This is a genomic window from Lysinibacillus telephonicus, from assembly GCF_039654155.1.
GTDB classification, from domain to species: Bacteria; Bacillota; Bacilli; order Bacillales_A; family Planococcaceae; genus Ureibacillus; species Ureibacillus telephonicus.
Window position 1 is genome coordinate 1,430,834 of sequence record NZ_CP155468.1, and the last position, 13,816, is coordinate 1,444,649.

Sequence of the window (13,816 nt, forward strand, 5' to 3'; positions counted from 1 at the left end):
ATGTTCCTTAAACGACTTGAAGTAATTGGCTTTAAATCGTTTGCTGATCGTATTGGTATTGATTTTGTTCCTGGTGTAACAGCAGTTGTAGGACCTAATGGCAGTGGGAAAAGTAATGTTACAGATGCCATTCGGTGGGTGTTGGGGGAACAATCAGCGAAATCACTGCGCGGATCCAAAATGGAAGATGTTATTTTTGCTGGAAGTGATTCAAGGAAGCCACTGAATTTTGCAGAAGTGACGCTTGTTTTAGATAATGAAGATGAACAGGTTGCAATGCCCTATACAGAAATAAGTGTGACAAGACGTGTGTATCGTTCAGGTGATAGCGAATATTTGCTAAACAATCAGCAATGTCGCCTGAAGGATATTACGGACTTATTTTTAGATTCTGGTCTAGGGAAAGAAGCGTTTTCTATTATTTCTCAAGGACGCGTAGATGAAATTTTAAACAGTCGACCAGATGATCGCAGAACGATATTTGAAGAAGCTGCTGGAGTTTTAAAATATAAACTGCGAAAGAAAAAAGCAGAACATAAACTTGTTGAAACAGATGAAAACTTACACCGCGTTTTAGATATTTTGCATGAACTTGATAGTCGTCTAGAACCATTACAAATTCAAGCATCGGCAGCAAAAGATTATGTAAGAATGTCAGAAGAATTAAGAGAATTTGATATTGCCTTAATTGTAAACGATTTAACAAACTACTCAGCTGATTTACAAGCTGTAAATAGTGAGCATGAGGATTTAAGAAAAACTGAACATCAGCATGCATTGGAAATTTCAAATTTTGAAGCCCAAGTAGATGGTATTCGTGGAAAATTAAAAGACATTGATGAAGTATTAGATGCTGCACAAGAGCAATTAGTTGAAGCAAGCTCTGAAGTTGAACGATGGGAAGGCCGCAAAGCTTTGATGAAAGAAAAGCGATTGAATGCTGAAAAACAGTTAAAACAATTGCAAATTTCATTACAGCAAGCCACTGAAGAAGAGAATGAATTAACTGCAAGTGAACAGGAAAAGAAATTACAGTTTGCAGAAAAGCAAAAAGAAGTTCAACAATTAAAAAATGACATAAAACAAATTGAACTGACATTAAATTCATCAGCAATAGAAATTGAGCAAGAAATTGAGCAATCAAAAAATAAATATATCGATTTATTAAATGAAGAAGCAACTGTTAGAAACGAATTAAAGCATATAGAGCAGCAGCTTGCATTACACCAAGAAACGGCTGATAGAATGAGTGATCGATCATCAGAAATGGCTAAAAAGCTTGAACAAGTTAGCGAGTTGAAACAGCAGCTTCAAAAGATTTTGCAAAAAGTTGAGTTACAAGTTAAAGAAAAACTTGAGCAATATGAATTAATACAAATTCAACTGAAGGGTGCTTCATCATCATTTGACGAGAAACAACAGTTATTGTATCAAGCCTATCAACATCAGCAGCAACTTAAAGCAAGAAAAGATACTTTAGCAGAGCTTGAAGCTGATTTTTCAGGATTCTTCCAAGGAGTAAAAGAGATTTTGTTGGCTCGTGATCGAGGAGAGCTACCTGGAATTGAGGGGGCAGTTGCAGAGTTAATTCAAGTTGATGGAAAGTACTCTAAAGCTATTGAAACGGCTTTAGGCGCTGCCTCCCAACATATAGTTACGGAAACGGAGCAACATGCGCAAAGAGCAATTGGCTGGTTAAAACAAAAACGAATTGGACGAGCAACATTTTTACCTAAAACTGTTATGAAGTCCCGAAAATTGCTACCTTCTCAACTAGCTTCAGCTACTGAACACCCTGCTTTTGTAAGCCTTGCCTATGAACTTGTGAATTTTGATGAAGAAAATCGCAGTATAGTTGAGAATTTATTAGGTAATGTCTTAGTTGCTTCAAATCTTGAAGGTGCAAGCCAAATCGCAAGAAGCTGCGGTTTCAAATACCGTGTTGTGACACTTGAAGGAGATATCGTTAATGCCGGAGGTTCTCTAACAGGTGGTGCATCAAAGCAGCAATCCTCTTTATTTTCTCGTAAAGCGGAGCTGGATCAATTGACAGAGAAGCTTTCACAAATGGATGCTTCTATTGTTCAAGCTGAAAAATCAGTCGCATCAGAAAAACAACTGTTGGCACAGTTGCGAGAACAATTAGAGGCTTTAAAGGTTGAAGGAGATGCACTTCGTCAAGAAGAGGTAGAGCATCGAGCTAAATTACTTGAATTAGAAGTTGAAGAAAAAAATCTAAAAATGACAGTTAATAACGCAACTTCTGAACAGTCGTCAGCAACATCAAGAAAAACTTCTCTTTTACAACAAAAAAAACAGGCTATAAAGCGTCTAGAGCAACTAAAGTTGGAACTCGATGATATTAACAACCAAGTAGAGCAACTTACTCAATTAAAATCAAAAAGTGAAACAGAAAAAGATGACTTGCGTGAGCAGTCTGCACAAAAACGTTCAGAGCTTGCCGTCGTTCAAGAACAGCTTAGCCAATTGCAAATTTCAACGGCTGAGCTAGCATTAAAGCGAACAAAAGCAAAACAACAACTAGAATCTATTGCGCAAGAAATTAAATGGATACAGCAGAATGATAGCGACGGTCCTTCTGATGAGGAAATTGAAAAAACTGTTCAAGAATGGGCGTCTAAAAAAGAGACACTAACGAATGAAATACAAAAAAATCGACAGGCTCGTTTAGAACAACAGCAAAAATTATCCCTGCTTGAAGAACAGTTAAAAGAATTACAGCGTGTTCATAAAGGATTTATGGAAAGCTTGAGAGCAATTGAAGTAAAACGAAGTCGAATGGAATTTGAAATCAATCGTTTACATACACAATTAGATGAGCAGTATGAACTTGACTTTGAAGAAGCCGCGCAGCAAGCGATTGACATTGAAGATGTTGACCAAGTCCGCCGAAAAGTAAAACTTTTAAAACAATCTATAGAAGAGCTTGGCCCTGTAAACTTAACTGCCATTGAAGAATATGATCGTGTTTTAGAAAGACACACATTCTTAACTGAGCAACGAAATGATTTAATCGAAGCACAAGAGACATTACATGAAGCAATTAGAGAAATGGATGAAGAAATGTCTAGTCGTTTTAGAGAATCATTTACGATGATTCAGGAACAGTTTAGATTTGTATTCCGAGAGCTGTTTGGCGGTGGACAGGCTGATTTAGTATTGCTTGATCCAGATAATTTACTTGAAACCGGCATTGAGATTGTAGCGCAGCCACCCGGAAAAAAACTTCAAAACTTAAGTTTGCTTTCTGGTGGAGAAAGAGCACTAACAGCCATTGCACTATTATTTGCAATATTGAATACACGACCAGTTCCATTTGTTATTTTAGATGAAGTGGAAGCTGCACTCGATGAAGCAAATGTACAACGCTATAGCGACTATTTGAATAAATTAAGCAGCGAAACACAATTTATTGTTATTACGCATCGTAAAGGGACAATGGAAGGTGCGGACGTTTTATATGGTATTACAATGCAGGAATCAGGTGTTTCTAAACTTGTTTCTGTAAAACTTGAAGAAGAAGCAGTACTAAGCAGATAAAAAGGTATCCACTGTGTTATCTGCTTAAGTGCAACTAGGGCTTATCGCAGAGAATGCTCGGCGATAAGCCAAATTTTCTAATAGGGAAAAGGAGCGGAATTTTATGAGCTTTTTCAAACGATTGAAGGAAAAATTAATAGGTAATGCTGAAGAAGAAAAAGTTCAACAACATGTTGAAGAAGCTGATGCATCGGAATCTCTTTCATCTGATGTACAAGAGAAAGTTGAACAAAATGAAGAACTTAATACAGTTGAAGAGACAGTGGAAAAAATGTTGGAAATTATTGAAGAACAAACAGAAGAGAAAACAGATTCTTCAATAAAAGACAATCTTTCTGAAAGTGTAGTTGAACAAGAGACTGAAAAGAAACCGTCAGCATGGTCAATTACCCAAAAATTTAAAATGGGTCTAGCGAAAACGCGTGATTCCTTTACTTCAAAAGTTAATGATTTAGTAGCTCGATACCGTAAAGTTGACGAAGATTTCTTCGAAGAACTAGAAGAGGTTTTATTGCAAGCTGATGTTGGCTTTGAAACGGTAATGGATTTAATGGATAAACTGCGTTTTGAGGTGCAACGGAAAAATATTAAAGATACAGAAGGCATCCAAACGATTATTTCCGAAAAATTAGTAGAAATTTATGAAGCTGGCGAAGAAAATATTGTGGAATTAAATATGCAGCCAGAGGGTGAGCTTACTGTTATATTATTTGTTGGGGTTAATGGTGTCGGCAAAACGACAACAATTGGAAAGCTTGCACATCGTTTAAAAACACAAGGTAAAAGCGTTTTACTTGCAGCAGGTGATACATTCCGTGCTGGAGCGATTGATCAGCTGCAAGTATGGGGAGACCGTGTTGGCTGTGAAGTTATTAAACAATCGGAAGGCTCTGACCCGGCAGCTGTCATTTATGATGCGATTGCAGCAGCTAAAAAACGCGGAGTTGATGTATTAATTTGTGATACAGCAGGACGACTTCAAAATAAAGTGAATTTAATGAAAGAGCTTGAAAAAGTTCACCGAGTTATTTCTCGGGAAATACCAAATGCTCCTCACGAAGTGTTGCTTGCACTTGATGCGACAACTGGACAAAATGCCTTAATTCAGGCACAAACATTTAAAGAAGCAACAAATGTAACTGGAATTGTATTGACAAAACTTGACGGTACTGCAAAAGGCGGTATAGTGTTAGCGATTCGCAACAAACTTCATATTCCGGTGAAATTTGTTGGTCTTGGTGAGAAAATGGATGATCTACAGCCATTTGACGCAGAGCGTTACGTCTACGGACTATTTGCAGAAGGCTTGGAAAAAGAATTAGAAAAAATGGATGATTAGCTGGTTTAGGTGCCCGACTGGAACAAAAATCAACTATTTAAGATGCATAAAAGTACAATTCAGTATTTATCCTGAATTGTACTTTTTAAATATATCAAGGATTTCGCCTTGACAGTTAATTGTGTAAACGTATATGATACTATAGACAAATTATGATTGGAGAGATATTGATGCTACTTGAAAAAACAACACGCATGAACTTTCTCTTCGACTTTTATCAAGCATTATTAACTGAAAAACAGCGTAGTTATATGGAACTTTACTATTTAGATGATCTGTCACTTGGAGAAATTGCAGAAAGCTATAAAGTTTCACGTCAAGCTGTATATGATAATATTCGACGTACAGAAGCAATGCTTGAGGAATATGAAGAAAAATTACGGTTATTTGAAAAATTCGGTCAACGTCAAACTATCCTTGAACAATTATCGAATGCAATTAAAGACGAAGCTTCTAAAGAAGATTGTCTTGCATTAATTAATCAATTAAAGGAAACGGATTAGGAGGCTAAACAATGGCATTTGAAGGATTAGCGGAACGACTCCAAGGGACAATCCAAAAGATTAAAGGTAAAGGGAAAGTTTCCGAACAAGACGTTAAAGCGATGATGCGGGAAGTTCGTCTTGCATTAATTGAGGCAGACGTTAACTTAAAGGTTGTTAAAGATTTTGTAAAAAAAGTAAGTGAACGCGCAGTTGGCTCTGAAGTAATGAAAAGTTTAACGCCAGGTCAACAAGTAATTAAAATCGTTCAAGATGAATTAACTTCATTAATGGGTGGGGAACAAAGCCCAATTAAATTTAATTCAAAACCGCCAACTGTTATTATGATGGTCGGTCTACAAGGTGCGGGTAAAACAACAACTACTGGTAAGTTAGCAAACGTACTGCGTAAAAAGTATAACCGCAAACCTTTATTAGTAGCAGCTGACATTTACCGTCCAGCGGCGATCCAACAACTTGAAACATTAGGAAAACAACTTTCAATTCCTGTATTCGCTCTTGGAAACAATGTGTCCCCTGTTGAAATTGCTCGACAAGCGATTGAGCATGCAAAGGAAGAACATTTGGATGTTGTTATTATCGATACAGCAGGTCGTTTACATATCGATGAAGAACTAATGGACGAATTGAAAAACATTAAGGCTTTAAAAGAACCGGATGAGGTATTTTTAGTTGTCGATGCGATGACTGGTCAAGATGCGGTAAACGTTGCCCAAAGCTTTAATGAAACGGTAGGAATTACAGGTGTTGTACTAACTAAACTTGATGGTGATACACGTGGTGGTGCAGCATTATCTATCCGTGCTGTAACAGAAAAACCGATTAAGTTTGTCGGTATGGGTGAAAAAATGGATGCACTGGAACCATTCCATCCTGAACGTATGGCTTCACGTATTTTAGGTATGGGTGATGTGCTGTCATTAATTGAAAAAGCTCAAGCAAATGTCGATATGGAAAAAGCGAAAGAGCTTGAGGAAAAATTTATGACACAAAGCTTTACACTTGATGACTTCGTAGAGCAACTTCAAGCCGTGAAAAAAATGGGTCCACTTGAAGATATGTTAAAGATGTTACCAGGTGCTAATAAAATTAAAGGCCTTGATAATGTGAAGGTGGATGAAAAACAAATGGGGCGTGTTGAAGCGATTATTTATTCGATGACGCCTGCTGAAAAAACACATCCTGAAATCATGAATGCAAGTCGTAAAAAACGTATTGCACAAGGTTCTGGTACATCTGTCCAGGAAGTAAACAGATTGTTAAAGCAATTTGAAGATATGAAAAAAATGATGAAGCAAATGACAGGTATGGCGCAAGGAAAAGGTAAGAAAAAAATGAGATTACCTGGCTTGGATTCTTTGTTTAAATAAGAGGACTAATATCTAATTTATCTTAAATATTTGAACTTAAAATCTTACTAATCGTTGAAGTAAGTTAAAAAATTTGCTAAAATTTTAGGTGTTAAGAAAAAACACTTTACAAACTACACAAACATTGATAATATACTATCTTGTGTGAAACTTATTCGGAGGTGCAAATAAACATGGCAGTTAAAATTCGTTTAAAACGTATGGGAGCTAAAAAATCTCCTTTCTATCGTATCGTAGTAGCTGACTCTCGTTCACCACGTGACGGACGTCAAATCGAAACAGTTGGTACTTATAACCCACTTACTTCACCAGCTACTTTAAACATCGATGAAGAGAAAGCTCTTCAATGGTTAGCTAATGGTGCAAAACCATCTGATACTGTACGTAACCTGTTCTCAGAACAAGGTATCATGGAAAAATTCCACAACCAAAAATTCAGTAAATAATCGGAGGTGCCGCTATGCATGCGCTGATTGAAACAATCGTAAAACCATTAGTCGATTATCCAGAAGAAGTTCGTATTGAGACGGACGAGAATTCAAGTCGAATTGTTTATAAACTTTTTGTTCATCCGCAAGACAGAGGAAAAGTTATAGGCAAACAAGGTCGGGTTGCAAAGGCAATACGTACAATTGTTTATTCAGCTGCTGGCGGTCACCATAAGAAAAAGACTTACGTCGATATATTGGATTAAAAGAAAAGCGAAGGGCTCGTTTAGCTCTCGACGGCACTGGGGACTTCCGACAAGCGGGGGTACTCGCGTAGGAGGAAGTTGAAGTGATCGAAAGAGCTAGCACCTGAAGCTAGAGACAATAAAAAAGCTGAAGCTGTATGTTTCAGCCAAAAAAAGGAGGGAAACTCGATCAGCGAGTCCCTTCTTTTTAATGGCTGTACAATTTATAACGTTGGTGAATGAAAATCACCTTCTCCCGAAAGTTGGAGAAGGTGATGGAATATCACTAGCGTTATTTTCTTTTATTTTAATAATAGAAAACAAGTGAGGTTCCCTGTAGAATTAAAGTCGACCAAAACCATCATTCAGGAGGGAATTCACTTGTCATATTCTAATAGTATTAAATCCTTGATTGATATTCAAGACTTGAATATTACATTCGATGAAGATTGTGTAAAACAAGGGACTTTTAAAGGAAAAGCTTGTAAATACATCACTGGAACATTAACCTACAACCCTACTCATTGCGTAAAGTGTGGTATTGAAAACAAAAATTTTACAGTTTTTAAGAACGGAACTCAATTATCGCGAATTACTTTACCTCTTACCGGGGTAAGTCCAACCTATTTACTACTAAGAAAGCAACGCTTTATGTGTACAGAATGCAACACTAGCTTTACTGCCAAAACACCAATCGTTGAACGTAATTGTTATATTTCTAAGAATGTTAAAGTTCAAGTAATGATTAAATCTGCAGAAGCTCAATCCTTAAAATCGATCGCTAAAGATTGTTCGATTTCACCTACAACGGTTCAACGAGTCATTAATGAAGTTGCAGTGCATCTTAAACCCCATCATACTAAGCTTCCGAAGCATCTTTCTTTTGACGAATTTAAATACGCAAAAGGGGCAATGGCTTTTGAATATATCAATGTGTTGAATGGTGATATCTTGGACATTCTTAATCGTCGCGATAACTTCGCAATTAAAAATCATTTCATTGTGAATTACAGCCTAAATGACCGACGAAATGTGGAAACGGTAACGATTGATATGAATGCAGGTTATGTAAGCGTCATTAAAGAACTGTTTCCAAAAGCGAAAATAATTATTGACCGATTTCACTTAGTTCAATTAATCAATCGATCTATGAATAAGTGCCGAATCAGTGTGATGAATCAACTAAGAACTTCAGATAACGAAGACATGAAAAAGTACCGTCGATTGAAGCGTTACTGGAAGCTAATTCTCAAAAAGAAATCGGCTCTCTCTAGCGTTGAATACAAATATTATTCGCTATTCGGACAACGTCTTGAAACAAGCATCGTTGAAGAGATTTTAGCGTATGATCCAGTGCTAAAAGCGAATTATGAGCTTTATCAAGCCCTTTTGAAAGCAATGGAAGAGAAGGACTTTAAAATGTTAGAATCTTGTTTAATAAATCCTGTTCATCCTTTAATCTCTAGCTATATGAAGACTAGTATAAAAACGTTGAAAGAGCATCTTCCGTATATACATAACAGCTTTAATTATCCTTATAACAACGGCAAAATTGAAGGGATTAACAATAAAATTAAAGTATTAAATCGTGTAGCTTATGGATATAGAAATTTTATGAATTACAAAAAGCGAATTATTTTACACTTCAAACTCAAAACAACAGAACAAAAACAACCACGCTCCCAAACAGCCTAAAGCTAGTTAAGAGCATGGTAATAATCGATTAATATCCTTCACCAACGTTATTTGACAAAGAACCTTTTTAATTTATAAAAATAAAAAGTATAATATCTTTAAATAATGTCTAGCGCAAGCCCAAGTCACCCACCTCCTCAAGGTCGCGGTCTACCCTTAGTCGAAAGTTAAAAAAATGCTTTCGATTGAGGGACATCCGTCGCACAAGGATGTGCAGGTGGCGACAATGCCACTCGATATGGCGTTTTTGTCGGCGAGTGCTTGAGGCCCACACGACGAGAGTTATGCATTTGACGATTCGCTTTCGATGCAGATAAATTTTAGACGTTGCTAGAGGACGTGGTGTTCTCGCCGACGCGGTGCTAAGCAAAAGCCTTTTTTCAAACGAGTAACCTCATGAGCAGGGCGCTTGTTCTTTTCTTAGTATGATTGACATAAGTGAACGTAAACAATAAGTTTATAAAGAGGTGAATTTATGGAATGGTTTAATGTAGGCAGAATCGTTAATACTCATGGTATTCGCGGAGAAGTTCGCGTATTATCCTCAACTGACTTTGAAGAAGTCCGGTTTGCACCAGGAAGCAAATTAGCGGTATTCAAGAAAGATGATAAAAAACCAATTTGGGTAACTGTAGAAAGTGTACGTCGACATAAAAACTTCATTTTATTAACATTCGAAGGATACAATAACATTAATTTAGTTGAATCATTTAAGGAAGGCTTATTAAAAGTAACAAAAGATCAATTAGCTGATGACGAGCTTGAAGAAAATGAATATTATCATTTTGAAATCATCGGATGTGAAGTGTTCTCTGAAGAAGGCGAAAAAATTGGTACAGTTACGGAGATTTTAGAAACCGGTGCAAATGATGTTTGGGAAATCAAGGCTACTAACGGAAAGAAACATTATATCCCGTATATTGAGGATGTAGTAAAAGAAATCGACGTAGAAGAAAAGAAAATTATTATTCACGTTATGGAAGGATTATTGTAATGAATATCCATGTCTTAAGTCTATTTCCTGATATGTTTACAGGTGTATTTGGCTCTTCTATCTTAAAAAAGGCTCAAGAAAAAGAGGCAGTATCATTAACAGTTTCAGATATACGAGAATATAGCGACAATAAACATAAACAAGTTGATGATTATCCTTACGGCGGCGGTGCTGGAATGGTGCTAAAACCTGAACCAATGTTTCAAGCAGTCGAAACAATTGCAGAGGGTAGACAACCGAGAATCATTCTAATGTGCCCTCAAGGTGAACGCTTTACTCAAAAAAAAGCAGAGGAGCTTTCAAAAGAACAGGACCTTGTATTTTTATGTGGACACTATGAAGGATATGATGAACGCATTCGACAATATCTTGTAACGGATGAAATTTCAATAGGAGACTTTGTTTTAACTGGTGGTGAATTGCCAGCAATGACTGTTATTGATGCAGTGGTAAGACTTTTACCTGGTGTTTTAGGACAAGAAGATTCACATATACATGATTCGTTTTCAACAGGCTTGCTTGAGCATCCACATTATACTCGTCCAGCTGAATTCCGTGGAATGAAAGTACCAGATGTATTATTATCGGGAAATCATGCGAAAATTGATAAATGGCGTGAGGAACAATCGTTAAAACGAACTTTCGAAAGACGCCCTGACCTGCTGGAGGAAATGCAATTAACACCAGAGCAAATCTCATATATTGAAAAGTTAAAGAACGAAAAATAATAGTTAAACGACTTGCAAAAATAAATAAAAATGTGGTATTATTCATTTTGTGCTTCTATGTGAAGTACTGAATTACGGTGTTCCGCTGTGGCCAACAGAGGACTGCATGAGCATCTGTCTAAGGAGAGAAAACTATGTCAAACATTATTGCAGAAATTACAAAAGAACAGCTTCGCACTGATCTTCCTACTTTCCGTCCTGGTGACACTGTACGTGTACACGTGAAAGTAATCGAGGGTACTCGTGAACGTATCCAAGTGTTTGAAGGTGTTGTAATTAAACGTCGTGGTGGCGGAATTAGCGAAACTTTCACAGTTCGCAAAATTTCTTACGGTGTTGGTGTTGAACGTACATTCCCTGTACACACTCCAAAAATCGCTAAATTAGAAGTTATCCGTCGTGGTAAAGTACGTCGTGCTAAACTTTACTATTTACGTAACCTACGTGGTAAAGCAGCTCGTATTAAAGAAATTCGATAATTTATTTAGAATGGGGGCTTGGTTGGCAAGCTCCCTTTCTTTTTGCTTGTACAACATTATTCATTTGCTATAAAATAGTAATAGATGGGGGGACATCTCTCGTGGAAAAAACTAAAAAAGAAAAAAATGAAATTTGGGAATGGGCAAAAGCACTTATAATAGCCTTTGCAATTGCAGTACTTATTCGGTACTTTTTATTTACACCAATTGTAGTTGATGGTGAATCTATGATGCCGACTCTTGAAGATGGCGACCGGATGATAGTAAATAAAATGGGAGAGCTTGATCGTTTCGATATCGTTGTATTCCATGCCCCAGAAGGAAAAGATTATATTAAACGTGTAATTGGGCTGCCGGGCGACTATATTGAGTATAAAGACGATCAATTATATATAAACGGAGAACCGATTGATGAGCCGTATTTAGATGAATATAAATCCCAGCTAACAGAAGGCACATTGACTCAGGATTTTACATTACAAGACATTGATCCAACACTTGAAGTTATTCCAGAAGGCTATGTTTTTGTAATGGGTGATAATCGTCGATATAGTAAAGATAGCCGACATATTGGCATCGTTAGTGAAGAAAAAATTATTGGAAAAACAAATATTGTATTTTGGCCATTAAATGAAATTCAGATAGTAGATTAATACGTATGTTACTAAAAGGAGGTTCACTTGAAATCTCCTTTTCTTTTTGGCAATTAGGGAAAAATAGTTATTGTAAATCACATAATAAAAACATTAACTTGTACAAATTTCGTTCAAGCAATACATATAGGAGGATGACAACATGACAATTCAATGGTTTCCAGGGCATATGGCAAAAGCAAGACGTGAAGTATCTGAAAAATTAAAGCTTGTAGATATTGTTTTTGAATTAATTGATGCACGCTTGCCTCTATCTTCAAGAAATCCAATGATTGATCAAGTAATTAATCAGAAACCACGTCTACTAATTTTAAATAAAGCTGATATGGCAGACGATTCACAAACACATAAATGGGTACAATACTTTGCAGACCGTGGACATATGGCTGTTGCTATTAATTCATTAGATGGTAAAGGTCTACAGCGTGTAACAAAAGCTGCCCAAGAAATACTAGCTGATAAATGGGCACGTATGAAAGCAAAAGGCATGAAACCAAGAGCTATACGTGCGATGATTGTAGGGATACCGAATGTTGGGAAATCTACATTAATTAATCGTTTAGCTAAAAAGAATATCGCAAAAACGGGAAATACACCTGGGGTAACAAAGGCGCAGCAATGGATTAAGGTTGGCAAAGATTTGGAACTTTTAGATACGCCAGGGATTTTATGGCCGAAATTTGAAGATCAAGAAGTAGGATTAAAACTAGCTTTAACAGGAGCGATAAAAGATACCATTATAAACATGGAGGATTTAGCGGTATATGGATTGCGTTTTCTTTCAATCCATTATCCTAACCGAATGGAAGAACGCTACGGAATAACATTTGTACATGAAGATTTAGTTGAAACATTCGACCATATTGGAAAGCTAAGAAAAGTGTTTGGACCAGGCGGCGAAATTGATTATGATCAAGTATCTGAAATTATTGTACGAGACATTCGTAATCAAAATCTAGGAAATTTAACATTTGATATTGTTGAGGAACAACTGGAGAAAGAGGCATCGACAGAAGAGTAACTTGAATTTGACAAACACTTTTATAGTACATTGTAATAATTGGGAGCTTGCAGTTAGAGTAAAATGTCTGGCAAGAGGTTTAAAAAAGTCTAACTAGCTAGAAATAACAGGGTATAGATAAGTCAATTAAGACTTTCTATACCCTTTTAATTTTAAATGCCATTCGTACGTTGGGTACTGATTACGCAAGGGGTGAATGGCAGATTTTTTTAGTAATTTGATGATGTTTTTTTATGCAGGGATTTCTGTTGGAGTTGGTTCTGCATAACCTTCTGCGTATTTTGAATCGATTGCCTCGCGAATTTCTTTTAACGTTTTCCCTTCCTTATACATTTGAACAGATTCAACTGCAATTTCTAAACAAACAAGACACCTTGTACCGTGGTCATCCCAAACTATTGAACCATCGTCCCGGGATTCAGCAATAAAACAGTTTAAATTACTTCGATGTCCTGCAGTTTCACCACATCCGCAATAACAAGGTATCCATTTTAAAATGTCTGTTGCTTGTCCAGCAACTTCATAAACTAAACGAATATCCTCCGGTTGTGAATCTAAAAATTCTGGTAGTTCGTGTGCAGATGCAGTTAATTCTTGAAGATCTCCTGATAAATGATTATGTGAAATAGTTGATGATTCCATTCCTTCCTCAGCATCTAAATGCTCTTCTTTACTATGTGTGTTTTCTGAAGAACTGCTGCATGCAGAGAGAATAAGTACTAGTGCAGCAAAGAGAGGGAGTATTTTTTTCATAGGTTTCTCCTCCAAAAATTATAGTCTTTTTAATTATATTCTTATTG

At 36.6% G+C, this 13,816-nt stretch carries 13 protein-coding genes; 12 read left to right on the plus strand and 1 reads right to left on the minus strand.

What is annotated here, in order from left to right; all coding sequences use genetic code 11:
• The 12 genes from smc (at window position 1) to ylqF (ending at window position 13,016) form a co-directional block, all read left to right on the plus strand.
• Window positions 1-3,561, plus strand: coding sequence for a chromosome segregation protein SMC (gene smc, locus MKY04_RS06775; RefSeq protein ID WP_126295844.1), 3,561 nt, complete (start codon window positions 1-3; stop codon window positions 3,559-3,561).
• A gap of 103 nt (window positions 3,562-3,664) precedes the next feature.
• Window positions 3,665-4,900, plus strand: a complete 1,236-nt coding sequence (gene ftsY, locus MKY04_RS06780) for a signal recognition particle-docking protein FtsY (protein WP_126295845.1) — start codon at window positions 3,665-3,667, stop codon at window positions 4,898-4,900.
• A gap of 170 nt (window positions 4,901-5,070) precedes the next feature.
• The gene (locus MKY04_RS06785) at window positions 5,071-5,403 is read left to right on the plus strand and encodes a putative DNA-binding protein (RefSeq protein WP_126295846.1); all 333 of its coding nucleotides are present in this window, start codon (window positions 5,071-5,073) and stop codon (window positions 5,401-5,403) included.
• A gap of 11 nt (window positions 5,404-5,414) precedes the next feature.
• Window positions 5,415-6,773, plus strand: a complete 1,359-nt coding sequence (gene ffh, locus MKY04_RS06790; protein WP_126295847.1) for a signal recognition particle protein — start codon at window positions 5,415-5,417, stop codon at window positions 6,771-6,773.
• A gap of 173 nt (window positions 6,774-6,946) precedes the next feature.
• Window positions 6,947-7,219, plus strand: a complete 273-nt coding sequence (gene rpsP / locus MKY04_RS06795; RefSeq protein WP_126295848.1) for a 30S ribosomal protein S16 — start codon at window positions 6,947-6,949, stop codon at window positions 7,217-7,219.
• 14 nt (window positions 7,220-7,233) lie between these two features.
• Window positions 7,234-7,467, plus strand: coding sequence for a KH domain-containing protein (locus tag MKY04_RS06800; RefSeq protein WP_126295849.1), 234 nt, complete (start codon window positions 7,234-7,236; stop codon window positions 7,465-7,467).
• A gap of 360 nt (window positions 7,468-7,827) precedes the next feature.
• A complete protein-coding gene (locus MKY04_RS06805; RefSeq protein WP_346235551.1) occupies window positions 7,828-9,141 on the plus strand; it encodes an ISL3 family transposase in 1,314 nt (437 codons plus the stop codon).
• 475 nt (window positions 9,142-9,616) lie between these two features.
• Entirely contained in the window at window positions 9,617-10,135 is a 519-nt protein-coding gene (gene rimM, locus MKY04_RS06810; RefSeq protein ID WP_126292937.1) for a ribosome maturation factor RimM, read from the plus strand.
• Window positions 10,135-10,863: a tRNA (guanosine(37)-N1)-methyltransferase TrmD gene (trmD, locus tag MKY04_RS06815; protein ID WP_126292938.1), complete on the plus strand. Its 729-nt coding sequence runs from the start codon at window positions 10,135-10,137 to the stop codon at window positions 10,861-10,863. The genes rimM and trmD overlap by 1 nt, the downstream gene beginning before the upstream one ends.
• A 134-nt stretch (window positions 10,864-10,997) precedes the next feature.
• Window positions 10,998-11,342, plus strand: a complete 345-nt coding sequence (rplS, locus tag MKY04_RS06820; protein ID WP_126292939.1) for a 50S ribosomal protein L19 — start codon at window positions 10,998-11,000, stop codon at window positions 11,340-11,342.
• Window positions 11,343-11,443: 101 nt separating this feature from the next.
• Complete coding sequence (lepB, locus tag MKY04_RS06825) at window positions 11,444-11,995, plus strand: signal peptidase I (RefSeq protein WP_126292940.1); 552 nt, start codon at window positions 11,444-11,446, stop codon at window positions 11,993-11,995.
• A 142-nt stretch (window positions 11,996-12,137) separates the two neighbouring features.
• Window positions 12,138-13,016, plus strand: a complete 879-nt coding sequence (ylqF, locus tag MKY04_RS06830; protein ID WP_126292941.1) for a ribosome biogenesis GTPase YlqF — start codon at window positions 12,138-12,140, stop codon at window positions 13,014-13,016.
• A gap of 231 nt (window positions 13,017-13,247) precedes the next feature.
• Here ylqF and MKY04_RS06835 read toward each other — a convergent pair whose 3' ends face one another.
• Window positions 13,248-13,769, minus strand: a complete 522-nt coding sequence (locus MKY04_RS06835) for a PCYCGC motif-containing (lipo)protein (protein ID WP_126292942.1) — start codon at window positions 13,767-13,769, stop codon at window positions 13,248-13,250.
• Between the last annotated feature and the right edge of the window lie 47 nt (window positions 13,770-13,816).

Excerpts from the sequence above, each read along its gene's own strand:
- smc (WP_126295844.1), top strand. The coding sequence starts at position 1 with ATGTTCCTTAAACGACTTGAAGTAATTGGCTTTAAATCGTTTGCTGAT.
- rpsP (WP_126295848.1), top strand. The coding sequence starts at position 6,947 with ATGGCAGTTAAAATTCGTTTAAAACGTATGGGAGCTAAAAAATCTCCT.
- ftsY (WP_126295845.1), top strand. The coding sequence starts at position 3,665 with ATGAGCTTTTTCAAACGATTGAAGGAAAAATTAATAGGTAATGCTGAA.
- trmD (WP_126292938.1), top strand. The coding sequence starts at position 10,135 with ATGAATATCCATGTCTTAAGTCTATTTCCTGATATGTTTACAGGTGTA.
- MKY04_RS06785 (WP_126295846.1), top strand. The coding sequence starts at position 5,071 with ATGCTACTTGAAAAAACAACACGCATGAACTTTCTCTTCGACTTTTAT.
- MKY04_RS06835 (WP_126292942.1), bottom strand. The coding sequence starts at position 13,769 with ATGAAAAAAATACTCCCTCTCTTTGCTGCACTAGTACTTATTCTCTCT.
- ylqF (WP_126292941.1), top strand. The coding sequence starts at position 12,138 with ATGACAATTCAATGGTTTCCAGGGCATATGGCAAAAGCAAGACGTGAA.
- rplS (WP_126292939.1), top strand. The coding sequence starts at position 10,998 with ATGTCAAACATTATTGCAGAAATTACAAAAGAACAGCTTCGCACTGAT.
- ffh (WP_126295847.1), top strand. The coding sequence starts at position 5,415 with ATGGCATTTGAAGGATTAGCGGAACGACTCCAAGGGACAATCCAAAAG.
- rimM (WP_126292937.1), top strand. The coding sequence starts at position 9,617 with ATGGAATGGTTTAATGTAGGCAGAATCGTTAATACTCATGGTATTCGC.
- MKY04_RS06800 (WP_126295849.1), top strand. The coding sequence starts at position 7,234 with ATGCATGCGCTGATTGAAACAATCGTAAAACCATTAGTCGATTATCCA.